Origin of the sequence: Vibrio hippocampi, from assembly GCF_921292975.1 — a bacterium.
Taxonomy (GTDB): Bacteria; Pseudomonadota; Gammaproteobacteria; order Enterobacterales; family Vibrionaceae; genus Vibrio; species Vibrio hippocampi.
In genome coordinates, this window is record NZ_CAKLCM010000002.1 from 402,615 (window position 1) to 427,636 (window position 25,022).

General features: G+C 45.2%; 21 protein-coding genes. 15 read left to right on the forward strand and 6 right to left on the reverse strand.

The genetic code is table 11. The features are described from left to right. The first annotated feature begins 168 nt into the window (after positions 1-168). On the forward strand, positions 169-987 hold the full coding sequence (locus L9Q39_RS04330) for an MlaA family lipoprotein (RefSeq protein ID WP_237483897.1): 819 nt from the start codon (positions 169-171) through the stop codon (positions 985-987). A gap of 121 nt (positions 988-1,108) precedes the next feature. Here the strand turns inward: L9Q39_RS04330 and L9Q39_RS04335 are convergent, their stop codons facing one another. The 4 genes from L9Q39_RS04335 to L9Q39_RS04350 form a co-directional block, all read right to left on the reverse strand. Next, entirely contained in the window at positions 1,109-2,362 is a 1,254-nt protein-coding gene (locus L9Q39_RS04335) for an outer membrane protein transport protein (protein WP_435532804.1), read from the reverse strand. A 276-nt stretch (positions 2,363-2,638) separates the two neighbouring features. Further along, a complete protein-coding gene (locus L9Q39_RS04340) occupies positions 2,639-3,883 on the reverse strand; it encodes an outer membrane protein transport protein (protein ID WP_237483898.1) in 1,245 nt (414 codons plus the stop codon). A 261-nt stretch (positions 3,884-4,144) separates the two neighbouring features. Beyond that, a complete protein-coding gene (locus L9Q39_RS04345) occupies positions 4,145-4,861 on the reverse strand; it encodes a DUF3379 domain-containing protein (RefSeq protein ID WP_237483899.1) in 717 nt (238 codons plus the stop codon). Next, entirely contained in the window at positions 4,854-5,429 is a 576-nt protein-coding gene (locus tag L9Q39_RS04350; RefSeq protein WP_237483900.1) for a sigma-70 family RNA polymerase sigma factor, read from the reverse strand. Before L9Q39_RS04350 ends, L9Q39_RS04345 begins: the two co-directional genes overlap by 8 nt. A gap of 531 nt (positions 5,430-5,960) precedes the next feature. Between L9Q39_RS04350 and fadI the strand changes: the two genes are divergently transcribed. After that, positions 5,961-7,283 carry an acetyl-CoA C-acyltransferase FadI gene (fadI, locus tag L9Q39_RS04355; protein ID WP_435532805.1) on the forward strand — a complete coding sequence of 441 codons (1,323 nt, stop codon included), beginning with the start codon at positions 5,961-5,963 and terminating at the stop codon, positions 7,281-7,283. Then, positions 7,283-9,439, forward strand: a complete 2,157-nt coding sequence (gene fadJ / locus L9Q39_RS04360) for a fatty acid oxidation complex subunit alpha FadJ (protein WP_237483901.1) — start codon at positions 7,283-7,285, stop codon at positions 9,437-9,439. The genes fadI and fadJ overlap by 1 nt, the downstream gene beginning before the upstream one ends. Before the next feature lie 95 nt (positions 9,440-9,534). Here fadJ and L9Q39_RS04365 read toward each other — a convergent pair whose 3' ends face one another. Continuing rightward, the gene (locus L9Q39_RS04365; protein WP_237483902.1) at positions 9,535-12,381 is read right to left on the reverse strand and encodes an insulinase family protein; all 2,847 of its coding nucleotides are present in this window, start codon (positions 12,379-12,381) and stop codon (positions 9,535-9,537) included. Between the two features lie 316 nt (positions 12,382-12,697). Between L9Q39_RS04365 and sixA the strand changes: the two genes are divergently transcribed. Then, entirely contained in the window at positions 12,698-13,162 is a 465-nt protein-coding gene (sixA, locus tag L9Q39_RS04370) for a phosphohistidine phosphatase SixA (protein ID WP_237483903.1), read from the forward strand. 33 nt (positions 13,163-13,195) lie between these two features. Here sixA and smrB read toward each other — a convergent pair whose 3' ends face one another. Further along, positions 13,196-13,723 (reverse strand): endonuclease SmrB, encoded by a 528-nt coding sequence (smrB, locus tag L9Q39_RS04375; protein ID WP_237483904.1) that lies wholly within the window; start codon positions 13,721-13,723, stop codon positions 13,196-13,198. Positions 13,724-13,786: 63 nt separating this feature from the next. Between smrB and prmB the strand changes: the two genes are divergently transcribed. From prmB to L9Q39_RS04430, 11 genes are all read left to right on the forward strand, one after another. Beyond that, positions 13,787-14,719, forward strand: coding sequence for a 50S ribosomal protein L3 N(5)-glutamine methyltransferase (gene prmB, locus L9Q39_RS04380; protein ID WP_237483905.1), 933 nt, complete (start codon positions 13,787-13,789; stop codon positions 14,717-14,719). Between the two features lie 279 nt (positions 14,720-14,998). Further along, complete coding sequence (gene aroC, locus L9Q39_RS04385; protein WP_237483906.1) at positions 14,999-16,084, forward strand: chorismate synthase; 1,086 nt, start codon at positions 14,999-15,001, stop codon at positions 16,082-16,084. 164 nt (positions 16,085-16,248) lie between these two features. Further along, on the forward strand, positions 16,249-16,779 hold the full coding sequence (locus tag L9Q39_RS04390) for an elongation factor P hydroxylase (protein ID WP_237483907.1): 531 nt from the start codon (positions 16,249-16,251) through the stop codon (positions 16,777-16,779). Between the two features lie 64 nt (positions 16,780-16,843). Further along, positions 16,844-17,107, forward strand: coding sequence for a YfcL family protein (locus L9Q39_RS04395; RefSeq protein ID WP_237483908.1), 264 nt, complete (start codon positions 16,844-16,846; stop codon positions 17,105-17,107). Positions 17,108-17,268: 161 nt separating this feature from the next. Next, positions 17,269-17,796 carry an NADPH-dependent FMN reductase gene (locus L9Q39_RS04400; protein ID WP_237483909.1) on the forward strand — a complete coding sequence of 176 codons (528 nt, stop codon included), beginning with the start codon at positions 17,269-17,271 and terminating at the stop codon, positions 17,794-17,796. 563 nt (positions 17,797-18,359) lie between these two features. Further along, positions 18,360-20,030: an ABC transporter substrate-binding protein gene (locus tag L9Q39_RS04405; RefSeq protein ID WP_237483910.1), complete on the forward strand. Its 1,671-nt coding sequence runs from the start codon at positions 18,360-18,362 to the stop codon at positions 20,028-20,030. 99 nt (positions 20,031-20,129) lie between these two features. Next, a complete protein-coding gene (oppB, locus tag L9Q39_RS04410) occupies positions 20,130-21,050 on the forward strand; it encodes an oligopeptide ABC transporter permease OppB (RefSeq protein ID WP_237483911.1) in 921 nt (306 codons plus the stop codon). Between the two features lie 14 nt (positions 21,051-21,064). Further along, complete coding sequence (oppC, locus tag L9Q39_RS04415) at positions 21,065-21,967, forward strand: oligopeptide ABC transporter permease OppC (protein ID WP_237483912.1); 903 nt, start codon at positions 21,065-21,067, stop codon at positions 21,965-21,967. Positions 21,968-21,986: 19 nt separating this feature from the next. Then, positions 21,987-22,958, forward strand: a complete 972-nt coding sequence (locus L9Q39_RS04420; protein WP_237483913.1) for an ABC transporter ATP-binding protein — start codon at positions 21,987-21,989, stop codon at positions 22,956-22,958. A 5-nt stretch (positions 22,959-22,963) separates the two neighbouring features. Beyond that, positions 22,964-23,956 (forward strand): murein tripeptide/oligopeptide ABC transporter ATP binding protein OppF, encoded by a 993-nt coding sequence (oppF, locus tag L9Q39_RS04425; RefSeq protein WP_290369119.1) that lies wholly within the window; start codon positions 22,964-22,966, stop codon positions 23,954-23,956. Positions 23,957-24,241: 285 nt separating this feature from the next. Then, the gene (locus tag L9Q39_RS04430) at positions 24,242-24,922 is read left to right on the forward strand and encodes a murein L,D-transpeptidase catalytic domain family protein (protein WP_435532806.1); all 681 of its coding nucleotides are present in this window, start codon (positions 24,242-24,244) and stop codon (positions 24,920-24,922) included. Positions 24,923-25,022 lie beyond the last annotated feature (100 nt).

Genomic DNA, 25,022 nt, shown 5'->3' on the forward strand with positions numbered 1-25,022 from the left:
CAAACGGGAGACACCTTGAATATAACGGACAAGGTACTCTGGCGATGCCAATTATTGTCAACTAGGCTAACTACACTCAACACGCTTTATAGATAAAAGACGCATTACATCGATTTGGAGAGTTCGTTCCAGATGGCGATGCAAGCGCAGGGTTTTATGGATTTATTTATGCGCTCTAATTACTTCCCTCAAGTTTCAAATTGGCTCTTGAGTCTAACGATCAGTGTTGTGTTACTGGGTTGCTCATCGGCTCCAGAACAGCAACAGACTGAAATAGATCAAACGACGACGACCCAAGTACACAATAGCAATAGTGATATTTCAGACCCATTCGAGTCAATAAACCGAGTCATGTGGGATTTTAACTATGACTATCTTGACCCGTATTTTGTACGTCCAGTTTCACTCGCGTACGTTAATTACACGCCTGTGCCGGTTCGCTCCGGTGTTCGCAACTTTCTTTCGAACCTCGATGAACCTTTTAGCGTGGTCAATAACGTGGTGATGGGGAACGGCGGTAAAGCGATGAACCACTTCAATCGTTTCTGGATTAACAGTACCTTTGGTCTATTGGGTTTGATTGACATTGCCTCTGCCGCTGGCATAGAAAAACGCGATAAAAAAGAGTTCAGTGATGCCATTGGTCATTATGGCGTCGGGAGTGGTCCTTATTTTATGGTACCTGGCTATGGACCGATCACGTTACGTGAAGGCGCTGATGTGGTTGATGGTTTATATCCGCCTCTGTCACTGATTAACTTCTGGGCAAGCTTAGGCAAGTGGGCGCTAGAAGGGATGGAGACGCGGGCTCTGTTGGTGTCTCAAGAGGCGACGTTAGAAAATTCGCCGGACTCATACTCGTTAATGCGTGATATTTATTTTCAGCGCCAGAAATTCAACGCAGAAATCGAAGTTGAACCTGTTGAAAACAGTGAAGAGGAAGCGTTAATAGACAGTTTCTTGCAAGACGACTATTTTGATGAATAGTCAGTAAAAGGTTTTTAAAATTGTCAGTAAAAAGCGTTTAATGAATAAAAATAGAGCCCTAGTGTCTTAGCATTAGGGCTCTTTTTTACAGGTTAGGTATTGTTTGCAAGCTAGGCGAGTGTTAGAAGCGATAGTTCGCTTGTACGCCAGCTATCCATACATCACCAGAGATCTCACCGTCAAAGCTACCAAAAGAGGTTTCATAGTCGGTTTCGCTAATCGATGCCGTTTTAGCAAAGATGTAAGTCAGACCACCATCTAAAGTGAACTGCTCAGTGAATTGGTAACTTGCACCAGCACTTAACCAAGTACGATCGGTTTCAGGGATTGTCGTTGTACGGTTTTCATCACTAACTGCTGACATATCATAGGCGATACCAGAGCGTAGCGTTAGCTTTGGTGTCATTGCGTAAGTCGTACCTACCGCAAAGCGGAAGTTATCTTCCCAATTTTCTTCTTTGATCAGGTCAGTCGTACCGTCATCGAACTCAGCAACTAGGCTTTCAAATTTACTCCACTGCGTCCAGTTGATGCTTGCATGAACGGCCCACTGTTGATTAAGTTGATGGTATGACGCAAGTTCAATCGTCGCCGGTAGTGGGATGCTAAGCTCACCGTCAATTTTGTCCGTGGTATTACCGGTATAAACTAGACCTTCAGCATGACCATCAAAATCCATCATCACTTCAGACTTATAAGCAAAGCCGATGCGATGGTTATCATTGATTTGCCAAGTGGTGCCAAGCACATAGCCCCAAGAGATGTCATCGCCTTCCATATACTTTAAGCGATCCATACTGCCGGTGATTGCATCAGAACTGGCACCAAAGTGACCTTCACCTGCGACAAGGCGAACACCAGCACCAAAGCTCCATTGGTCATTAAGCTTGTAACCAAGGTTAGCAACAGCTTCAACCGTCATGACATTGGCTTCATTACCATAATGTAGGGAAGAAAAATCTTCGCTCAATTCTGTTTCCATACCGTAGTTAGAGCCAAACGCTAAGCCAGCAGCCCAGCTTTCATTAATACGGTGTGACAAGTAAAAGTTTGGAATCGGTGCACTGTGAGCGATATCGTTAGACTCGGTATATGCGCCATTGCCCCCTTTGCTTGCTGTGCCCGTTACATCGATATTAGGGTCAACATACAAAATACCACCAGACACCTGAGTGCCTTCAAGATAGGTTAGCATCGCAGGGTTACGCCATTGTGCGCTGGCATTATCCGCCATTGCCGCTTCACCTGCGTAAGCTCTACCTAGGCCAGTGGCAGAGTATTCCGCCAGTTGGTAACCCGCAGCCATCGCGCTGCCTGAAGACATTAAAGTTGCAAGTACCACTAAAGAAATCGGTGTCCGTCTTAAACTTGTCATTATTGTTCGCTCAAAATATTTCCGTTAAGGCGGCAAATTGTATTTTTAGAGTTATTGCTTTAAAACGGATTTATCATAATAGTGTCATATTTGGGATAATATGCTGGTTATTATTGTTTATGCAGAGTAATGAGTTGGTTTGTAACTAAGTGTGAAAAAATTTCAGCGAACACACGTTACAAAAAACAAGGGAAAGGTACGACCAGTGATAATAAAAAACCGCTACATCAGTGAAGATGTAGCGGTTAAATAAGTTAACTTACAGCGTGGTTAGAATTAGAAGCTGTAGCTGTATTGTAAGCCTGCTAGGATTGCATTCGCTTTGGTTGTCGCGGTAAGCTCACTCGACACTGAGCTGTTTTCAGTTACTTTAGTGTCTTTACCAACAAGGTAAGTGAAACCAAAATCTACAGTGTGACGTTTATTGAAGTGGTAGCCGAAGCCCGCAGAGAACCACTGGCGATCTGAGTCAGGAACAGAGATTGAACGAACGTCGTCTTGCGCTGCTGTGTCATACATATAACCCGCACGTAATGTCCATGCATCATTTAGATAGTATGTACTACCTACAGCAATATGGTAGCCGTCTTTCCATTCGTAGTCTTTAATCTCAGCACCGTTGTCAGTTTCGACGTTATCGAACACGCTCCAACCAATCCACTGTAGACTATAGTGAACAGCAAATTTAGTGTCAGTAATTCGATGATAACCACTAAATTCAGCCATGCTTGGCAGTTTCAAGTCGATGCTTGTAGCATCTGGATCGGCTATATAGTTAACTTTGCCGTCTGCTGTAACCGTTGGGCTGTAGTGATAAGCAAGTCCGAATCGGTTGTTTTCGTTTAGTTCATATACGGCACCTAGGTTGAAACCAATACCTAGACCATCAGCATCAATATCAACAACTTTTGATTCACCAAGGCCTGGTGTGGATGGAGATGTTGAACGCTCGAGCTTACCTGAACCTTGTACAATATCTAAACCGCCACCTACGCTCCATTGTTCGTTAATACGATAGGCAGCATTCATTGTTAAGTTAATGCTAGAAATTTCAGTGTTACCGCCGTAAACCTTAGCTAAGTTGTTGTCACCAAAAGAACCATCAAATTCATTGGTTGTACCAAAGTTCGAGTATAGACCTACGCCAAATGCCCACTCATTGTTAAGGCGATGAACATAGTAAATGTTAGGTACCAGTGATGTTGCTTCGTTAGTAACATCTGATTGTTGTCCCGGGAATGAGCCAGAACCACCAATATCTTTAACATCAATCTCCGAAGCAATCACATTGAAACCACCAGAAAACTGATGACTATCAAATAACGTCATTGCCGCAGCGTTACGTGCCATTACTGAAGCGTTATCAGCGATAACTGCATCACCAGCAAATGCACGACCAAGGCCAGTAGCAGATTGTGAGTTAAGTTGGAAACCAGCAGCAAGTGCTTGTTGAGAGGCGAAACCGAGTGACGAAACGGTCACAGCGATCACTGTTTTTTTAAACAGACGCGAAGTAGTCATTATTTACATCCTTAAGTATTCGCCTCTAATGGGCGTTATTTGAAAACTGAGCTTGTACTCAATTCGGGGCTGATCCTAATCGCTAGTATAGATAATAGAAATCAGACCAGTAGGTAAATGCACTAAAAAAGATGATAAATGCCACGTAAATGAGGCGAAATGCTGCAAATAATGGTTATTTTAGAGTTAATGCTCTAGTTTTGGCTGTAACTATAAAGTATTACGCCTCGATTTTGTTCGAGGCGTAAAGATAACGGGAATTTAGCTAGGATTAAGGATTTTCTTGATGTTTTCGCCGATCTTTTTGTAGTTTTCGTTGGGGTCTCCAACCAAAATCAAACTCATGTCACCGACAGGGTCGACCATGCCCGCCATGTCTCCTTCACTAAAGTTTAGACTTTTCTCTGTCGGGACTTTAGTCAGAAACAGGGTGACTTTGCCTTTATCTCCTTGGAACACCAAGTGAACCGCGTTGCTATCCCCAAACCCACAATGATTGAGGTAATAGACGTGATAAGGGAACGCCTCTGTTAATTTCACGGCAAATGGAGACAGTTTAGCGTTAATTTGCTGCTCACTTGCCCCCTCATCAAGTGGTGCAATAAAAGGCATTTCGTCATGTACATGTTCAATCGCGATCTGTGACAACGTTGCCTGCGCCGGAGAAACCACCAGATTACCCCAATTGACTTGACCCGCTAACAGACCAAATACAAAGGCGACAGATGCAGCAAGCGATAGGGCGCGTTTACCAAATGTGCTCTTGATGACGGTCGATTCTGTTTGATTGAACAAGATACGATCCGCGAGATCATCAGGCACATCAACTTGCAGTGCCTGCTTAATTTGGGCATCAAGTGACTGGATATCATCCGCAAATTTAGCGTTAGCGTCACTGCCTCTTATCGCTTGTAGCACCTCGCTATCTTTTGCCCTTGGGTCGGACATAATACGACGACGGAATTCTAAATCATCCATTGTGTTGCCCTCTGCTGCTGTCTGATGAATCCATGCTTTCTTTGAGTTGATTTCTTGCTCTGAAAAGGCGTGTCATCACGGTATTTTTATTGAGATCGAGAATATCAGCGATTTCCTCTCCGCTAAAGCCGCCAATGACTTGTAGAAATAGAGGTTCGCGATAGTCTATATCCAGTTTCATAATCTGTGCTTGAAGCCACTGTTGCTGGTGGTGCGGATCGTCTGAGACTTTCGCCTCATTACCATAATCATCAATATCGACTAAATCGAATTGTTTACGCTCAAATCGTCTGGCATTTTCACGACGTAAAATAGTAATCAGCCAAGATTTGGCGGCTTTCTCGTCTTGCAGACTGTCTATCGACTTCCACGCCCTCAAACAGGTCTCTTGTACCAGATCTTCGGCGACGGGCTTGTCTTTACACAACCAGTAAGCGTATCGGTAGAGATCCTTATGGTAGGCTCTCACCAGTGCTTCATATCTTCTTTGTTTGTCCATATCAGAGTTGACCGGACGTGTTGAAAATTTCTTTCCAAAATTTTTAATTATCGACACAGCAAACCCCATTTATGCTCTGTGAATCAATTTTTTATCCAGTAATGACGTTAAACTCACTCAAAATTGATCTAGTTCAAAATTACCGCGCCAATAGCCGTTATATTACAACTTGTCATCTAGTTAGTCGTTTGACTAGCGTGTTGAGCAAGATGACACTTCCTTTTGAAGGCTGACTTTACTTTCTCCTAATCAGGAAACTGGTTATTTTCAATTGGCGTAAGTTAATTGCTTTATACATTCCAACCACGCAGTTCACTGTGTGGTTTTTTTTTGCTTGTTATCCTTGACTCAACCCCACCCAAGAAACAATCTAACCTAGAACCTAGAACCTAGAACCTAGAACCTAGAACCTAGAACCTAGAACCTAGAACCTAGAACCTAGAACCTAGAACCTAGAACCTAGAACCTAGAACCTATATTTCTCCAAAATCATATCACGCATCACATTTATAGTCGTAACTTTTATCAAACGTTCGTTTTAATTATTTAACATCTTAGTTACACTGTTTGTGGTCAGACCTGTAAATCAAGGGAGTATCTATGAGCAATAGGGTAGTGGAAAAAGTCGAACTCTCCACCAAAAAAGGGGAAAGAATCGCTGTGGTGGCGGGGTTACGGACGCCATTTGCTAGGCAGAGTACCGAGTTTAGTCAGGTGCCAGCCGTGGACTTGGGTAAGATGGTGGTCGCAGAAATGATGGCGCGAACCAATATCGACCCGGCACTTGTTGATCAAGTGGTATTTGGTCAAGTGGTTCAGATGCCAGAAGCCCCTAATATTGCGAGAGAAATCGTGTTGGGCACGGGCATGAATATCCATACCGATGCTTATAGTGTCACCCGAGCGTGTGCCACCAGTTTTCAAGCTGCCGCCAATGTGTGTGAGAGCATTATGGCGGGACAGATCGATGTCGGCATTGCTGGCGGTGCGGATTCTTCGTCGGTGTTGCCGATTGGGGTTTCCAAAAAACTCGCAGCGCATTTATTGGCGTTGAGCAAAGCGAAAACGGTCGGGCAAAAATTCAATATTATCAAAAAACTGTCGATGAAAGATTTGATGCCAGTGCCGCCAGCGGTGGCGGAATATTCGACCGGTTTATCTATGGGTCAAACCGCTGAACAGATGGCAAAAAGTCATGGTATTACCCGTGAGCAGCAAGATGAACTTGCCAATCGCTCTCACCAACTTGCGTCTGAAGCTTGGAAGTCCGGCAAGGTTCGTGATGAAGTGATGACCGCATTCCCAGAGCCTTACCTTAATGTGCTGAGTGAAGACAACAATGTTCGCCACGATAGTGAACTGAGCAGCTACAGCAAACTTCGTCCCGCCTTTGACCGTCAATACGGCACCGTGACCGCGGCGAACAGTACGCCACTTACCGACGGAGCTGCGGCGATTATGCTGATGCGCGAGGGTAAAGCTAAAGAGTTGGGGCTGGAGATTAAAGGCTATATTCGCTCTTACGCTTTTTCTGCCATCGGTGTTGATAAAGATATGCTGATGGGGCCCTCTTATGCTACGCCCATCGCCTTGGCTCGAGCGGGGATTGAACTATCAGATTTAACCCTGATTGATATGCACGAAGCGTTTGCCGCTCAGGCGCTGTCCAATGTCAAAATGTTTGCCAGCGATCAGTTTGCCCAACAAAAGTTAGGACGTGCGAAAGCCATTGGCGAAATTGATATGGATAAATTTAACGTGCTGGGTGGTTCGATTGCTTATGGCCACCCATTCGCCGCAACTGGGGCGAGAATGATTACCCAAACACTGAATGAACTAAAACGCCGTGGTGGAGGACTGGCACTGAATACCGCCTGTGCAGCGGGTGGTCTGGGTGCAGCGATGATTCTGGAGGTAGAGTAATGAGTGATTTAAAGGCATTTAACTTGACCATAGATGACAACGACCTCGCGTGGCTGGCTATTGATGTTGTCGGTGAAAAAATGAATACCCTGCAAGCGGCGTTTGCCGATGAGATGGCGGACATTTTTAACCAATTGGAAGCGAAAAGCAGCGCAATTAAAGGACTCATTGTTCACTCTGCTAAACCAGATAACTTTATCGCGGGTGCCGATGTGCGCATGCTTGATGCTTGCCAAACCGCACAGGAAGCGCAAGCACTGGCAGCTCAAGGGCAGCAGATGTTCGCTCAATTATCGGCATTGCCATTTCCTGTGGTCGCCGCGATCCACGGCCCTTGTCTTGGTGGCGGCTTAGAGTTGGCGCTTGCTTGTGATTATCGCGTTTGTAGTGATGCTGACATTACCCGTTTGGGGTTGCCGGAAGTTCAACTGGGGCTATTGCCGGGCTCTGGAGGCACGCAACGCTTGCCGCGGCTGACGGGTTTATTGCCAGCATTGGATATGATCCTGACCGGTAAACAATTGCGTGCTAAAAAAGCGAAAAAACTCGGTGTGGTTGATGCTGCGGTGCCACAAACCATTCTGTTACAGGTGGCTAAGCAATTTGTAGAGCAAGGCAAAAAACGCAAAGTAGAGAAAGCGAAAGGTAAAGAGCGTTTGATGTCAGGCACTGGACTTGGACGTAAAGTGATCTTTGAACAGGCGGCGAAAAAGACACAACAAAAAACACAAGGCAATTACCCTGCCGCCGATGCCATTTTAGCAGTGATCCGTAATGGATTGGAAAATGGCATGGAGAAAGGCTTAGCGATGGAAGCAGAGGAGTTCGGTAAGCTGGTGATGACTCCGGAATCGAAAGCGCTGCGCTCGATCTTCTTCGCGACGACTGAAATGAAAAAAGAGTTTGGCAGCGAGGCGACCCCAAAAGCCGTGGAGAATGCGGTGGTGCTTGGTGGGGGTTTAATGGGCGCGGGCATTACCCATGTGACGGTGACTAAAGCCAAAGTACCAGTGCGAATCAAAGACGTTGCTAATGAAGGGGTGATGAACGCCCTCAACTATAACTTCAAGCTATTAGAGAAAAAACGAAAACGTCGTATCTTGTCGAAAGCCGATCTGCAATCGCAAATGCTAAACATTGCCGGGGGCACGGATTTTATCGGCTTCGCAAAAGCAGATGTAGTGGTTGAAGCGGTATTTGAAGATCTGGCATTAAAACAGCAGATGGTTGCGGATGTTGAGGAGCATGGTAAGCCAGAGGTGATTTTCGCCACTAATACCTCGTCTATTCCTATTGGACAAATTGCTGCGAATGCCAAACGACCCGAGAATGTGGTTGGTCTGCACTACTTCAGTCCCGCCGATAAAATGCCGTTAGTGGAAGTCATTCCACATGAATCGACCTCTGATGAAACCGTGGCAACCATGGTTAAGTTTGCTCGCAAGCAGGGCAAAACGCCAATAGTGGTGAAAGATCAGGCGGGATTCTATGTCAATCGCATCCTTGCGCCCTATATGAACGAAGCGGCGCAAATCCTGTTGTCTAATGAGCCTATTGAAGCCTTAGATAAAGCGTTGCTCAAGTTTGGTTTCCCGGTAGGACCGATTACGCTACTGGATGAAGTCGGCGTCGATATTGGCGCGAAAATCATGCCTATCTTGGTGGCGGAGCTAGGTCCAAGATTCCAAGGTCCCGATGTGTTCGATAAGTTGCTTGCTGACGGACGAAAAGGACGCAAGGCTGGCAAAGGATTTTATAGCTACAAAGGCAAAGAGGATAAAGGCAAAACCAAGAAGGTGGATAGCTCAGTCTACAAGGTGCTTAATTTAAGCCCTGAAGCCAAGTTGACCGAGAATGAAATTGCCCTACGAGCGGTGCTACCTATGCTCAATGAAGCAGTTCGTTGTCTTGATGAAGGCATTATTCGCAGTCCGAGGGATGGCGATATTGGCGCGATATTTGGTATTGGTTTCCCTCCTTTCCTCGGCGGTCCATTCCGTTATATGGATCAACTGGGTATTAAGCGAGTGGTTGAGCTGATGAATGAGCATGCTGAAAAATATGGTGATCGATTCGCTCCTTGCGATGGCTTGCTCACTCGCGCAGGGTTAGGTGAAGGTTTTTATACCTCGGCACCTGAGCGAGAAAGCGAATAGCGGTTTCTCGCATTAACCAGCTGATTAACCAGCCAAACCCATAAAAAATGGCAACCTGAGATAGGTTGCCGTTTTGTTATTACTCATCTCAATGACTAGCCTAAGTCGGTATCTTGAGGTCGCAATTGGAACTCCGCAATGGAACCAATTTCATTGCCAATATCAAGACGTGGCGCGTCAATATGCGCTTTACCTTGGCTGTGCATGATCAAACGGTTGGCGGTTCGCGGTTTGAGTTCGTTGACCACGAAGCGAATCATATCGGCTCGTGACAACTGTTTGAGTTCCGCTAACACTTTTTCACGCTGGCTGAATTCGGTGTCTTTATTGCCGATGGCGACCCAAAGTCGCTGCGCGCGCCCTCTTAGTGTCGTGTCTGGAGATGCGATCTGGTGCCACAAGCCTTTTTTGCTGCTGTGCCATTGGTAGTCGTCTAACTCCAATAAAACCATGTAAAACGCATTTAAGAACTCATCAATGGAGCGAATCAAATCATTGGGCGCGGCATTAGGCGATTGCACATAGAGGACGATGCCGGGATGTCGATTAAGCGGCATATTTCCAGTGCCAACCATATAGCCCAACTGCTGCTTGGTGCGTATCTCATGGAAGAACGTCGCCGACATCAGATGATTGGCGAGCGAATAAAGCGCGATATTGCGTGGTGATATATCTTCACATTGGTAGTAAACCACAACGGCAGAATCGTCTTGATCGCAGTGCACCTCACGTTGGAAAGTGCCACTTTCCCCCAGCATGACCAGCGGTCTTAAACTCTCTTCATATTTTTGATTGTAGATCCGCATGGCATCTTTCAATGTGGTGGCGATATCGTGCGCCCCTTGTTGATTCCAGTCGCCGTAGACAAACATTTCTATATGCAGCTCTGACAAAATGGACAGCACAAAATCAGGGAGTTCATCAACCTCAATACTTTCAAGCTCCTCAATCAGCACCGGATAAGGGGGATTATTAGGCTGCAAAATACCTGACATGGCATTGAAAAGCTGAGAGATCGGGCGATCTTTAGCGGTATTGCGCCAGCTACGCAATAGCTGCGTTTTGATACTCTCAAAGCGGGCAACGTCAAAGTCTCGTGACGCAAAACGCTTGAGGATCATTTCCAGTAGCTGCGGCTGTTTTTTGCTAAAACCAGCAATGGATAAGGTGACGCCACCTTGATGCGCGTACATATCATAGGTGAGACCGGCGACTTCCGCAGGATAGGTTTCCTCGGCAAGGGCGTCTAGGAACATTTCAACGCAGAGACGAGTTTTGACGATATTGCGCGGGCTATTGACCGAATGAGGGCTATCGATGGCGATAAACACCACGCCTTTTGGCACTCGAAATTCGCTATCTTGCAAATGCCATAGACGGAAACCATCAAGATCTTCGATGAGTTGCGGCTGCTCTGGCTCAGACTCTATCTCCAATGGCGTGAGATCATAGGTGATAAACGGGTTTTTCTCAGGCAATTCGAAAGGTAATGAATTTAGGTCGTTGCTATTGTCAGTAGCGCTATTGTTACCAAAACTATGGTCATCAAAAGCATGGTCATCAAAAGCATGGTCAGTAAAGTGCGCAATACTTGCCGCGCTGAGTGGCGTCATTGAGTAGGGAGTAAAGTACCAAGCGGCTTGCTTGTCGTACTCTTGTTCTTTAGCAACTAAGGTCAGGCGCAAGTTGTCACAGGTCATGTAGTTGAGGTATTGGACTAACAGCTCTTCATCATAGCCCTGCATTTTATAATCACCGTAAGCGATATCTTCCGGCTCATAGTTTTGCATGTTCATCACAAGGTGGCTGACGAGGTCAAGCGGTCGTGCAGATTCCTGAAACTGGAAGGCAGACTCGAGTACCGCTTTTTTCTCATCATAACGCCAAGCTTGCAAGCCTTGTCGTTTGATTAATTCGATAAACCGGAATACTGCTTGAGTGATGTCTTCATAATGTTCGATGCCCTCGGGAGTGAGGCTCATGCTGATAGCAAACTCACGATAGTTACTGCCGGAGGCACCGCCACCAGCAGACAATGAGGTGATCCAGCCTTGCTCTTTCAAGTACAGCATAAGGCTGCCTTTGCCTTCATAACCGAGCAGGTTTGCGAAGTAGGAGAGCGGCTTCCAGTGGTAGTGTTTAGCGGTCGACGGCATTGGGAACGACAAGGTCAGGCGTCGGATCTCTTTTCGTGGTTCGACTCGAATAATGACCTGTTTTTGTTGCTCAGTCACAAAAGGAATGGTGACCGACTTACCCTGCTTTTCGCTGTTGGTGATCTGGGAGAACTTCTGCTCAACCCAAGATTGAAGCTCATCCAGAGAGTGGGGACCAATCACTGACAATGTCATGATGTCGGCGGAATATTGCTCTTGGTGAAAAGCCAAAATCTCATCGCGAATGGATTGACCATCTCGGTCTGACAGTGTCTCTATATTGCCCACGGAAAACTTGGCAAATGGATGCTGCGGATTAATGGATTCTTTTTGAACCTGATACAAACGGCGCGCATCTTCATGCAATTTAAGCTTATATTCCGAGTCGACAGCTTGGCGTTCTTTGTCTAATGCTTCCTCATTGAACAGTGGAGCGGCAAAAAATTGGCTGAAGCGATCGAGGGCTTTCTCAAAGACATTGGGATAAACATCAAAGAAGAAACACGAATGTTCGGTTCCGGTCCAAGCGTTATTTGAACCACCATGTTGGCTGATATAGGATTGAAATTCGCCTACTTTTGGGTATTTCTCTGTACCTAAGAAAAGCATGTGTTCCAGATAGTGCGCCATGCCCTCACGGTCATTAGGATCATCAAAGTGACCGACATTCACGGCCAGCGCGGCAGCCGATTTTTGTGCACTTTTGTCTTCAATCAGCAACACTCTAAGCGCGTTATTCAGAGTCAGGTATCGGTATAGTCGGTTATCATTGGGGCTTAAATGCACGTATTTGTCTCCAACTAGAGCGGTCAGAAGGTTGGCTGAGTTTGATATAGTCTTACGATTTGCGCGGCACAAAAAACGTCACCCAAGACTGTAGAATAAGTATGGTGATAAAACCGAAACACGCAAAATAAAGTTACAATAAACTAAAGAGACTTAGCCATAATATGAGAAAACCAGAGCTTTCGAGGCTCGAATTGTTATAATATGCCCTTGTTGATAGATTGGCTAGTTTTAAAGAAGAACAATCAATAACTTAAAGCAATAAGCAGTCAGAGGCTGGGGTATTGTGAGTTAATGACGATTTAGCAGGTAACGTATGAAAGTATTTATTATGCGACACGGTGAAGCCGTGCACTATGCAGCAACGGATGAAGAGCGTGAGTTAACGCCGCATGGCGTTGAAGCGTCGCTGTCGGTTGCTACAGCCTGCAACAACAAAGGCTTTGCTGAGTTTGATAAGGTTCTGGTGAGCCCTTATGTACGAGCTCAGCAAACGTGGCAAGCAGTGAAGAGTCAGTTTGCATCGGACAGTGTGGAAGTGTGCGATGACATTACGCCTTACGGTCAATCTGAAGATGTGGTTGAGTTCGTTTGCGCTCTGGCGGATGTGGAAAATTTACAGTCTATCCTGCTTATCTCTCACCTGCCGCTGGTCGGTTATTTGACTGCCGATTTTATCGGTGACAGTCACGCTCCTATGTTTCCAACCTCTGGTCTAGTCTGTATCGATTTTGATTTGTCATCGAGAAAGGGCGAGATGCTTTGGAATCTGCGCCCTTAATTCTGAGTTCTGAAATCGCTATTTTTTCAATCGCTATTTTTCAGGAATAGAAAGCAGAACCAAAAGAGCACCATCACCACCAAATTCTAACGGAGCTTGGTGGAACGCCATCACGTCAGGGTGTTGAGCGAGCCACAGCGGCGCTTTTTGTTTAAGAATGTGCTTACCGATACCGTGCATGACACAGGCACAATGAATACTTTCTTTGACGCAATGAGCAATCATTGCGCCTAATTCGCGCTTGGCTTCTTGTTGCGTCATCCCGTGCATATCTAAGAAAACGTCTGGTACATAGACACCACGACGCAACCTTTTCACTTCGTACGTCGATACATCATCTCGGGAATAGCGGGTGGGTCCCTCGTCACTCAGATGAGGAACAAATTCATCTGAGAAGTAAAACTCCGCATCGGTTGCTTCGCGCTGGGTTCTTTTTTGCTCTTTTTGTTTCTTATTTCTGTTTGGTCGTTGGACTATGGTATCCTGTTGCAACTTTTTTACGCCTTCTACGGCGTCCCTAAACAGAGCGAAATCATCGTCGTCATTATCGGTTGGGTTCATCTTTTAGGAAAACTCGGTTAAATCTAGTAATGAGCGGTATTGTAGCGCTTTTTGGAGATAATTTTGGATAAGATTTTTGTGGAAGAAGCCGTTTCTGAGCTTTATACACTACAAGACTTCATTCGTTGGACGGTTAGCCGCTTTAATGCCGCTAATCTTTTTTATGGTCACGGCACCGACAACGCTTGGGATGAAGCGGTACAATTAATTCTTCCGACCCTCTACTTACCTGTTGATGTTCCGCCCCATGTTTTGAACTCTCGTTTAACCAGCAGTGAACGCTTGAGAATTGTGGAGCGTGTGATTAAGCGCATCAACGATAGAACGCCAACGGCTTACCTTACCAACAAAGCTTGGTTCTGCGGTCTTGAGTTCTATGTGGATGAGCGTGTACTGGTGCCACGTTCGCCAATCGGTGAGTTGATTGAATCTCAATTCCAACCGTGGTTAACCGAAGAGCCGACGCGAATCATGGATCTGTGTACCGGAAGTGGCTGTATTGCGATTGCTTGTGCCCATGCTTTCCCTGAGGCGGAAGTTGACGCCGTGGATATCTCGACCGATGCTCTTGCGGTTGCAGAGCAAAACATTCAAGACCATGGTCTTGAGCAGCAGGTATTCCCAATTCGTTCCGATCTATTCCGTGATCTACCTAAAGAGCGTTACAACCTTATCGTGACCAACCCACCCTACGTTGACGAAGAGGATATGAACTCTCTGCCGGAAGAGTTTACCCATGAGCCAGAGCTTGGCTTGGCAGCGGGAAGTGATGGCTTGAAGCTGTTTAGACGCATTTTGTCTAATGCTCCAGATTATTTGACGGATGACGGTATTCTTGTCTGTGAAGTGGGTAATTCCATGGTGCATGTGATGGAGCAATACCCAACGATCCCGTTCACTTGGATTGAGTTTGCTAACGGTGGTCACGGTGTGTTTATGTTGACTCGTGAACAACTGGTTGAGTGCGCGCAAGAGTTTGCTTTATACACAGACTAAGATACCTCAGTAGACAGATTAAGTGACCTCATTATGTTGAACTAAGCCTGCTGAGATAGCGTGATATCAACGAAAATCTCTGAATAAATGGCATTTCCTTTCGAGGTTATTTGAGTACAGTGTGACTTGTTCTGCGTTAAACGCCCTATTTAAATCAATAGGGCGTTTTTTGTTTTTGGGGTTTACAACGGCAAGCTTTATCGTCACTATGATTTCACGAAAAATTGCAAGTGTAAGCGCCAGACAAAGCGCATCTGGCTCGACAAAACAGAGGAAGTAATGGCAGGAAATAGCATCGGACAACATTTTCGTGTGACCACATTTGGAGAGAGTCACGGGATCGCTCTGGGTTGCATAGTCGATGGATGCCCTCCAGGATTAGCAATCACAGAATCGGATCTACAGCGCGACCTTGATCGCCGTCGTCCAGGAACCTCACGTTTCACTACGGCTCGTCGTGAACCCGATGAAGTTAAGATCCTCTCTGGTGTATTCGAGGGTCAAACGACTGGCACCTCAATTGGTTTGTTGATTGAAAATACAGACCAACGCTCAAAAGATTATTCAGAAATTAAAGACAAGTTCCGTCCGGGACATGCTGACTATACCTATCATCAGAAGTATGGCGTACGTGATTATCGTGGTGGCGGTCGCTCGTCGGCTCGTGAAACCGCGATGCGTGTAGCGGCAGGTGCGATTGCTAAAAAATATCTGCAGCAAGAATTTGGTATCGAAGTTCGCGCTTACCTTTCTCAGATGGGTGATGTGTCCATAGATAAAGTGGATTGGAATGAAATCGAAAATAACGCTTTCTTCTGCCCTGATGTGGATAAAGTGGACGAGTTTGAGCAACTGATCCGTGATCTGAAAAAAGAAGGCGACTCGATTGGCGCTAAAATTCAGGTAGTCGCGACTCAGGTGCCCGTTGGATTAGGCGAACCGATCTTTGATCGTCTTGATGCCGATATTGCCCACGCTTTGATGAGCATTAATGCGGTGAAAGGCGTGGAAATTGGTGATGGCTTTGATGTTGTGGCACAAAAAGGCAGCCAACACAGAGATCCATTGACGCCTGAAGGCTTTACCAGCAACCACGCTGGCGGCATTTTGGGGGGCATTTCTACCGGTCAAGAAATTGTTGCCAACATCGCATTAAAACCAACCTCAAGTATTACCGTTCCCGGTGAAACCATCACCAAAAGCGGTGAGTCAACGCAGTTAATCACCAAAGGTCGTCACGACCCTTGTGTGGGCATTCGTGCCGTGCCGATTGCCGAAGCGATGTTAGCGATTGTTTTGATGGATCACTTGTTACGTCATCGTGGGCAAAACCATGGTGTCACAACCGAAACGCCGCAAATTTAATCGATAAACCGTTAGCCCGACGTTTAAGCCTCACTATTTAGTGAGGCTTTGTTGTATTATCCTGTTATTGCGAGGTCAGCCGAGTGGCGATCGATAACGATCCCCGTTGCTGATTTCTATCTATGATGAGATGTCCGTTTGCAGACACAACGATAATTTGAACCATGACACACCAGATTCAAGACCTTATCTCGATTTTCAATCAGACGTTTTTTAGCCAGTACAATACCAAATTAGTACGCGGCGATGACGAGCCGATTTACCTGCCAGCCGATAGTGACTACGATTACCATCGTATTATTTTCGCAAGGGGTTTTTATGCGTCTGCTCTCCATGAAATTGCCCATTGGTGTGTGGCGGGACCAGAGCGTCGTCTGTTAGAGGATTTTGGTTACTGGTATCACCCCGATGGTCGCAGTGAACAAGTGCAAGCCGAATTTGAACAAGTTGAAATTCGCCCACAGGCTTATGAGTGGATACTGTCGATGAGTGCCGGATTTGGTTTTACGGTCAGTTGTGACAACCTAAATGGAAACTTTGAACCTGATCGTCTCGACTTTATGCAAAAGGTGCAGCAGGAAGTGTTGGCAATATTGCAGCAAGGATTACCTCCAAGGGTTGCCAAGCTATCTCAAGCGCTACGTGTCTTTTATCAGGTAACGCCTTTAACCAAAGAACAGTTCATTGTTCGTTAATTTATTGAGCTTATATTGAAAATAAGCCAGTCACATAACCTAAGTATTAGGATTGCTTTCAGCTATGATTATTGAATTTGAAGAAAAACTATTGAATACCATTGATGCACGAATTGATGGCGCATCTGATGATGAACTGTTTGCTGGCGGTTACCTACGTGGTCATATCTCGCTATCTGCTGCACATTGTGAAGAAGAAGGCATCAATGATATTGCGATGATGAAGCAGCAAATTGAATCAAGCTTAGAACAAGCAAAATCTGAGTTAAGTCCGGCTGACCGAATGATTGTCAGTGATCTGTGGCAGGAGTTGCAATCGCTAGCATAAATGGCTCACTCATAGCGTCGATGGCATCAATTAGATAGGCGATCTTAGAGCAAGTTCAGCGATGCTAACTCTCTCTATTTCTTCATTTGACTTGTTGAATGCAGTGGATCGCTTAATCTTAAAGGTAACTTGATAGACATGTTACCGTTAAGGAATTGACCATGAAGATTGTTGCTTTTGGAGCCAGTACAAGCCGTACTTCTATTAATAAAGCGCTTGCCACCTATGCCGCCTCTCTTGTTAAAGACGCAGAAGTGACAGTATTAGATTTATCTCAATACTCACTGCCTTTATATAGCGAAGATGTTGAGAAAGAACAGGGACAGCCAGAAGCAGCCCAAGCGTTTCTTGATCAGATTGCCCAAGCGGATGCGTTAGTGATCTCTTACGCTGAACATAATGGGCATTACCCCGCTGCGTATAAAAATCTATTCGATTGGGCGACACGCGTGGACATGAAAGTGTTCAAAGATATTCCTGCGGTCTATCTGGCAACGTCACCCGGCGCAGGCGGTGCCTCTAGCGTACTGGCTGCCGCTATCAATTCAGCGCCATTTTTTGCCGGTAATGTAAAAGGCAGCCTATCTATTCCGAGTTTTTATGACCAGTTTGATTTGGAAAAAGGTCAATTAACGGATCCCCAGTGGCAAGAAAAACTGCAACAAGTGATGGACACGCTCTCATCTTAAGTTAATTGATGAAACTAATAGACTCTCTAAGCTGCGAAGCGCCCGAATTGGGCGCTTTTTTTGCGTCGTGTTCAAATGATAAAGCTGACCAGAGTGTGTAAGAAAAGCATGTCATCACCTCAGAAGATTACAGTGTTTGTCATCATAAACGAAATGTTAACATTGGCTAAAATGATGCAACTTTTTATGCCTCTCATTGGTGCAAAAAGCAGCACTATAAGTGAGCATTACGGCTTTTGGGTGGCATAAAAGTCTAAAATTAGATAAACCAATGAAACTTTCAGGATTTATGTCTATTGCCAGTGCGTGAGATAGGGGATGTGGTGAGATAAAGCGTTGTGGGCAGCACAATTTACTGAATTCTCATTAAGTGGCAGTGACTATACCATTTTTCTTACAAAATTATGGCAAATTACTTCAAAGATTGGTAATGTTTGCCGCAGTCTTTGTAGATACCTAGGTTTGTTGTTCACAAACTGAACTAAATAAACCTAAATGCTGGCCGTTCTAGCAGTGGATACAAAGCAGTCATGGATGCAGAATAAAAACTTGGAGTTAAATGCATGTACAAAAATAAAATTACGCGCGCTTTATTTGTTGGCGCGGGCCTGTCACTAGCACTAGTGGGTTGTGGTGAAAAACCAGCTGAAAAACAAGCGACACAACCTGCAGCGCAACCAGAAGCTAAACAGAACGACGGTGCTTTCGAGCTTGCTGACGTTCAAGAACTTGTTCGTGGTAACGGTACTGAAGTTGCTTCTATCGACCCACACAAAACGGAAGGTGTTCCAGAGTCTCACGTTATTCGTGACCTTCTTGAAGGTCTAGTAAACCAAGATGCAGACGGTAACACTATCCCAGGTGTTGCAGAGTCTTGGACTACAGCAGACAACAAGACTTTCGTATTTAACCTACGTAAAGACGCAAAATGGTCTAACGGCGACCCAGTAACCGCTGGTGACTTCGTATATAGCTTTAAGCGTGCAGTTGATCCAAACACCGCTTCTCCATACTCTTGGTACCTAGAGATGACCACTATGGTTAACTCAGCAGACATTATTGCGGGTAACAAAGATAAAGAGACACTGGGTGTTAAAGCACTTGACGACCACACACTAGAAATTCAACTTGAGTCTGCTCTACCATACTTTGTTATGATGATGGGTCATACGACAGTTAAGCCAGTTCACCAAGCAACGGTTGAGAAGTTCGGTGATCAGTGGACTAAACCAGGTAACTTCGTTGGTAACGGTGCTTATGTACTTAGTAACTGGGTTGTGAATGAGCGCATTGAGCTTGCTCGTAACGAACAGTACTGGGACAACGCTAACACGACACTAAACAAAGTCACGTACTTGCCGATCGAAAACCAAGTATCGGAAATGAACCGTTTCCTATCTGGCGAAATTCAAATCACTAACGAATTGCCAATCGAGCACTTTTCTCGTCTGAAGAAAGAACACCCAGAGTCAGTTTCTGTTAAAGGTGACCTATGTTCTTACTACTACGGCTTTAACAACAAGAAAGCACCTTTCGACGACGTTCGCGTTCGTCAGGCACTGTCTTACGCAATCGATCGTGACGTAGTGGCAAATGCTATTCTAGGTCAAGGTCAAAAACCAGCTTACTTCCTAACGCCAGAAATCACTGCCGGCTTTAGTCCAGAGCTACCTGGTTACGGTAAGATGACTCAAGCAGAGCGTATTGCTGAAGCGAAGAAACTTCTTGCGGAAGCGGGCTTTGATGAGAGCAAGCCTCTTAACTTCACGCTACTTTACAACACATCTGAAAACCACAAGAAGATTGCAACGGCAATCCAATCTATGTGGAAGAAAGATCTTGGTGCAAACGTAACGCTTGAGAACCAAGAGTGGAAAACTTACCTAGACACTCGTCGTCAAGGTGACTTCGATGTGACTCGTGCGGGTTGGTGTGGCGACTACAACGAAGCGTCAAGCTTCCTGTCTCTAATGCAATCTAACAACAGCTCTAACGATCCTAAGTACCATAGTGCTGAGTACGATGAAGTTATGGCGAAAGCAATGGCTGCAACAAGCGACGCTGAGCGTGAAGCTTTGTACATCGAAGCTGAGAAACTACTTGCACGCGATATGCCAATTGCTCCTATCTATCAATACGTTAAATCTCGCTTAGTATCTCCTAAAGTAGGTGGTTTTGCTGCAAATAACGCAGAAGACAAACTATTCTCTAAAGATATGTACATCAAAAAGTAATCTACTTATAAAACTATAATTATGATGACACTGCACGTGGAATAACACGTGCAGCGTCTTTTTATTCTTTAAATTGTCACAGACTGGATGGATGAGTTTATGTTTAAATTCATTATTAGAAGGGTATTTGAAGCAATCCCAACACTATTAGTGTTGATTACCGTATCATTTTTCTTGATGCGCTTTGCTCCAGGTAACCCATTTTCAAGTGAGCGCCCACTTCCACCGGAAGTGATGGAAAACATCAATGCCAAATATGGTCTAGATAAACCGGTATTTGAACAATACACCACTTACCTGACCAATATTTTGCAAGGTGACTTCGGTCCGTCATTCAAATACAAAGATTTCACCGTAAATGAACTGGTTGCTAATGCATTGCCAGTGAGTGCCAAGGTGGGTCTACTTGCCTTTATTTTCACTGTAATCATGGGGGTCACGGTCGGAACCATTGCGGCATTGCGGCAAAACTCCTTTCTCGATTACGGAATCATGGCCACCGCCATGCTCGGGGTTGTTATGCCCTCGTTTGTACTCGCACCGGTACTGATTTATATCTTCTCGATTAACTTAGGTTGGCTACCTGCGGGCGGCTGGAATGATGGTTCATTCCAATATATGGCGTTGCCTATTCTCGGTATGTCTATGTTGTACGTTGCGACGTTTGCTCGTATTACCCGTGGTAGCATGATTGAGACGCTAAACAGCAACTTTATCCGTACTGCGCGTGCCAAAGGTCTAAGCTACCGTTACATCATCCTAAAACATGCACTTAAGCCAGCAATGCTACCCGTCGTGTCTTATATGGGTCCAGCGTTCGTTGGTATTATTACCGGTTCTGTTGTTATTGAGACCATCTTTGGTCTACCAGGCATCGGTAAGCTGTTCGTCAACGCGGCATTTAACCGTGACTACTCATTAGTAATGGGTGTAACCATCTTGATTGGTTTCCTATTTATTCTTTTCAACGCGGTCGTTGATATCTTGCTAGCAATGATCGACCCGAAAATTCGTTACTAAGGAGAACAGCAGTCATGCTAACGAAAAAAGAGAACTTAGAAGCGATTGAAAAGTTTTCTGAGAATCTAGAAATTGAAGGCCGCAGTTTGTGGCAAGATGCTCGCATCCGTTTTATGCGCAATAAAGCGGCGATGGTGAGTCTATTTATTCTAACGGTGATGACTTTGGCCGTGATTTTTTTGCCAATGTTTTCATCTTATGCTTTTGATGATACTGACTGGTATGCGATGCATGCCGCGCCAAGTATGGAGCACTTGTTTGGTACCGATAGTCTCGGTCGTGACTTGTTCGTTCGTACCTTGGTAGGTGGTCGAATTTCGTTGATGGTTGGTGTGCTTGGCGCACTGGTCGCGGTATTGATCGGTACACTTTACGGCGCAACTTCAGGATTCATCGGTGGTCGTGTTGACCGCGTTATGATGCGTATCCTTGAAATCTTATACGCCGTTCCATTTATGTTCCTTGTGATCGTACTGGTGACATTTTTTGGTCGTAACATCATTCTGATCTTCGTGGCAATCGGTGCCATCGCTTGGTTGGATATGGCGCGTATCGTTCGTGGTCAAACCCTGAGTTTACGCAGCAAAGAGTTTATCGAAGCGGCGCATGTGTGTGGTGTGAGCAACTGGAAGATCATCACTCGTCATATCGTACCTAACGTGCTAGGTATCGTAGCCGTTTACTCAACGCTATTGATTCCAAGCATGATTCTAACGGAATCATTTTTATCATTCCTTGGTCTTGGTGTTCAGGAGCCGATGACAAGTTGGGGCGCACTTCTTCAAGAGGGTGCAAATACAATGGAAGTTGCAGTATGGCAGCTACTATTCCCAGCCGCATTTATGGTGGTTACACTGTTCTGTTTTAACTATGTGGGTGACGGTCTACGTGACGCGTTGGATCCAAAAGACAGATAATAAAGATTAAGGAAGCACAATGAGCTTATTAGATGTAAAAGATCTGCGTGTCGAGTTCACAACGCAGGATGGTATTGTTACCGCAGTTAACGACTTGAACTTCTCCCTCAATCAAGGTGAAACCCTAGGTATTGTAGGCGAGTCAGGTTCAGGTAAATCGCAAACCGTATTCTCGATTATGGGACTACTGGCTAAGAACGGCATTATCTCAGGTAGTGCTAAATTCGAAGGTCGCGAAATTCTTAACCTGCCTGAAAAAGAACTGAACAAGGTTCGCGCAGAACAGATCGCGATGATCTTCCAAGACCCAATGACGTCACTTAACCCATACATGAAGGTGAGTGATCAGTTGATGGAAGTGCTGATGAAGCACAAAGGCATGGGTAAAGCAGAAGCATTCGAAGAGTCTGTTCGCATGCTTGAAGCGGTTAAAATCCCAGAAGCCCGCAAACGTATTACCATGTACCCACATGAATTCTCTGGCGGTATGCGTCAGCGTGTGATGATTGCAATGGCACTGCTTTGTCGTCCAAAACTTCTGATTGCTGATGAACCAACCACCGCATTGGATGTAACGGTTCAAGCTCAGATCATGGATCTACTGAACGAATTGAAGTCTGAGTTCAACACGGCAATCATTATGATTACCCATGACTTGGGTGTGGTTGCTGGTTCTTGTGACAAAGTGCTGGTTATGTACGCGGGTCGTACAATGGAATACGGTACGGTTGATGAAATCTTCTACAACCCAAGCCACCCATACGCGGAAGGTCTACTTAAAGCCATTCCTCGTTTAGATACAGAAGGTGAGATCTTGCCTACGATTCCAGGCAACCCACCAAACTTGCTACGTTTACCACCAGGTTGCCCTTACCAAGAGCGATGCCATCGTGTTACTGATCAGTGTCGCAAAGAGGCACCTCAGTTAGTCAACTTCGGTCAAGGTCGTCAACGAGCGTGTTTTTCTGATTGGGAGACTTGGGCAAAATGAATGCAATGACAGAAAAAAAATCACTACTTCTTGATGTTAAAGAACTCAAAGTTCACTTTAGCATTGCTTCAAAGTCTGCTTGGCCATGGTCAAAGCCGTCTAACCTAAAAGCCGTTGATGGTGTTAACGTTCGTCTTTATGAGGGTGAAACCTTAGGCGTCGTGGGCGAGTCAGGTTGTGGTAAGTCGACATTTGCACGTGCCATTATCGGTCTTGTTGAAGCGACGGAAGGCGAAGTTATGTGGTTGGGTCAAGACCTGACTAAGATGCAAGCGGTTCAACGTCGTAACACGCGTAAAGAGATTCAGATGATCTTCCAAGATCCTCTCGCTTCGCTTAATCCACGTATGACAGTCGGTGACATCATTGCCGAGCCTCTAGAAACGTTCTACCCAGAGCTTTCTAAGCAAGAAGTGAAAGATCGCGTTAAAGAGATGATGACTAAGGTAGGTCTACTACCGAACGTTATTAACCGCTACCCGCATGAATTCTCTGGCGGTCAGTGTCAACGTATCGGTATTGCCCGTGCTTTGATTCTGAAACCAAAGATGATCATTTGTGATGAACCCGTTTCTGCACTCGATGTGTCGATTCAAGCTCAGGTTGTTAACCTGCTAAAAGAGCTTCAGAAAGAGCTTGGCTTAAGCCTTGTGTTCATTGCTCACGATTTGTCAGTGGTTAAGCATATCTCTGATCGCGTTTTGGTTATGTATCTGGGTAATGCGGTGGAGTTAGGTGAAGCGAGCGCTCTGTTTGCTGAACCAAAACACCCATACACGAAAGCATTGATGTCAGCGGTGCCAATCCCAGATCCAAGGCTTGAGCGCAACAAAAAAATTGAAATGTTGGAAGGCGATTTGCCGTCTCCGATAAACCCACCATCAGGTTGTGTTTTCAGAACCCGTTGTCCAAAGGCGACGGAAAACTGTTCTAAACAAAAACCAACAATCAAGGGAACGGATGTACACGCTGTGTCGTGCCTAAACGTAGAAATTTAGGAATTCCCAAGAGAGTAGCAAGGATATTCCCCTTCGAGTAAGGGGGAGCTGATTTCAGCCTGTGACGGGCCTAAGCGCGACAGCTTTTTTTGTCGCGCTTTTTTTGTTTTTGGCGATCGTGAAGCAGTTCTTTTTAATACACATCTCAATTTAATGGGACATATTTCATAGTTTTCACAGAAATATCCGATTTATCGTTGGAAAATGTAAAATTGTGCAAATGATATATAGCTCATTAGTACAAATCAGGTATGATGCTTTTCTGCACAATGAGGTGCTGTTTATGTGTTACAGAAGTTAGTCTTATCAGATATGTTTAATCGTTACCGAAATCTATTTTTTGCATTAGTCAGCCTATCAGCAGGCTTGGTTTCATTCAGTGCAACCAGTGGCAGCAGCGCAACCAATGTCAGCAAAGCGGATAAATCTTCTGCTGGTGTTTTCTACAACAACTCTCAACTCAAGGGTAAACTTGATTTCCAATTGTTTGAAGATGCGTTTAATGCGTATAAGACAACGTCCGGAAAAGCCAAGCCTATTTTGACCATCATTGATTATTCAAAACCATCGACAGAAAAGCGCTTTTACGTTATCGACATGAAAAAGGGTGCTTTGATTTACAACACGTATGTGGCTCACGGTGTGAATAGCGGTCAAAAGACGGCAACAAAGTTCTCTAACGTTGTGGATTCAAAAAAGACTTCTTTGGGCACGTTTCTTACCGACAGTACTTATTATGGCTCAAAAGGTTACTCTTTAAGATTGGACGGTTTAAGTTCTGGTAAGAATGACAACGCTCGTAAACGCTATATTGTAGTCCATGGTGCAGACTATGCAGACGAAGAATTTCTTCAAAAAAACGGTTACCTTGGGAGAAGTTGGGGCTGTCCGGCACTGCCACAAGCTCAGACTAGAGAGATTATTGATACCATTAAAGGTGGCAGCGTCATTTACGCCAGTTCATAGAATGGAATAAAACCGTAAGAGGGGGATTTATTTAGATAAGCCCCTTTTTTGATCGGCGAGCTTTGTTGTGCGAATGAGCGGAAGTTTTGGGTCAATAAAT

Excerpts from the sequence above, each read along its gene's own strand:
- oppC (WP_237483912.1), top strand. The coding sequence starts at position 21,065 with ATGCTAACGAAAAAAGAGAACTTAGAAGCGATTGAAAAGTTTTCTGAG.
- L9Q39_RS04390 (WP_237483907.1), top strand. The coding sequence starts at position 16,249 with ATGACACACCAGATTCAAGACCTTATCTCGATTTTCAATCAGACGTTT.
- fadJ (WP_237483901.1), top strand. The coding sequence starts at position 7,283 with ATGAGTGATTTAAAGGCATTTAACTTGACCATAGATGACAACGACCTC.
- L9Q39_RS04335 (WP_435532804.1), bottom strand. The coding sequence starts at position 2,362 with ATGACAAGTTTAAGACGGACACCGATTTCTTTAGTGGTACTTGCAACT.
- L9Q39_RS04395 (WP_237483908.1), top strand. The coding sequence starts at position 16,844 with ATGATTATTGAATTTGAAGAAAAACTATTGAATACCATTGATGCACGA.
- L9Q39_RS04345 (WP_237483899.1), bottom strand. The coding sequence starts at position 4,861 with ATGGATGATTTAGAATTCCGTCGTCGTATTATGTCCGACCCAAGGGCA.
- L9Q39_RS04350 (WP_237483900.1), bottom strand. The coding sequence starts at position 5,429 with ATGGGGTTTGCTGTGTCGATAATTAAAAATTTTGGAAAGAAATTTTCA.
- L9Q39_RS04405 (WP_237483910.1), top strand. The coding sequence starts at position 18,360 with ATGTACAAAAATAAAATTACGCGCGCTTTATTTGTTGGCGCGGGCCTG.
- L9Q39_RS04340 (WP_237483898.1), bottom strand. The coding sequence starts at position 3,883 with ATGACTACTTCGCGTCTGTTTAAAAAAACAGTGATCGCTGTGACCGTT.
- aroC (WP_237483906.1), top strand. The coding sequence starts at position 14,999 with ATGGCAGGAAATAGCATCGGACAACATTTTCGTGTGACCACATTTGGA.
- L9Q39_RS04400 (WP_237483909.1), top strand. The coding sequence starts at position 17,269 with ATGAAGATTGTTGCTTTTGGAGCCAGTACAAGCCGTACTTCTATTAAT.
- oppF (WP_290369119.1), top strand. The coding sequence starts at position 22,964 with ATGACAGAAAAAAAATCACTACTTCTTGATGTTAAAGAACTCAAAGTT.
- oppB (WP_237483911.1), top strand. The coding sequence starts at position 20,130 with ATGTTTAAATTCATTATTAGAAGGGTATTTGAAGCAATCCCAACACTA.
- L9Q39_RS04420 (WP_237483913.1), top strand. The coding sequence starts at position 21,987 with ATGAGCTTATTAGATGTAAAAGATCTGCGTGTCGAGTTCACAACGCAG.
- fadI (WP_435532805.1), top strand. The coding sequence starts at position 5,961 with ATGAGCAATAGGGTAGTGGAAAAAGTCGAACTCTCCACCAAAAAAGGG.
- smrB (WP_237483904.1), bottom strand. The coding sequence starts at position 13,723 with ATGAACCCAACCGATAATGACGACGATGATTTCGCTCTGTTTAGGGAC.
- L9Q39_RS04330 (WP_237483897.1), top strand. The coding sequence starts at position 169 with ATGCGCTCTAATTACTTCCCTCAAGTTTCAAATTGGCTCTTGAGTCTA.
- sixA (WP_237483903.1), top strand. The coding sequence starts at position 12,698 with ATGAAAGTATTTATTATGCGACACGGTGAAGCCGTGCACTATGCAGCA.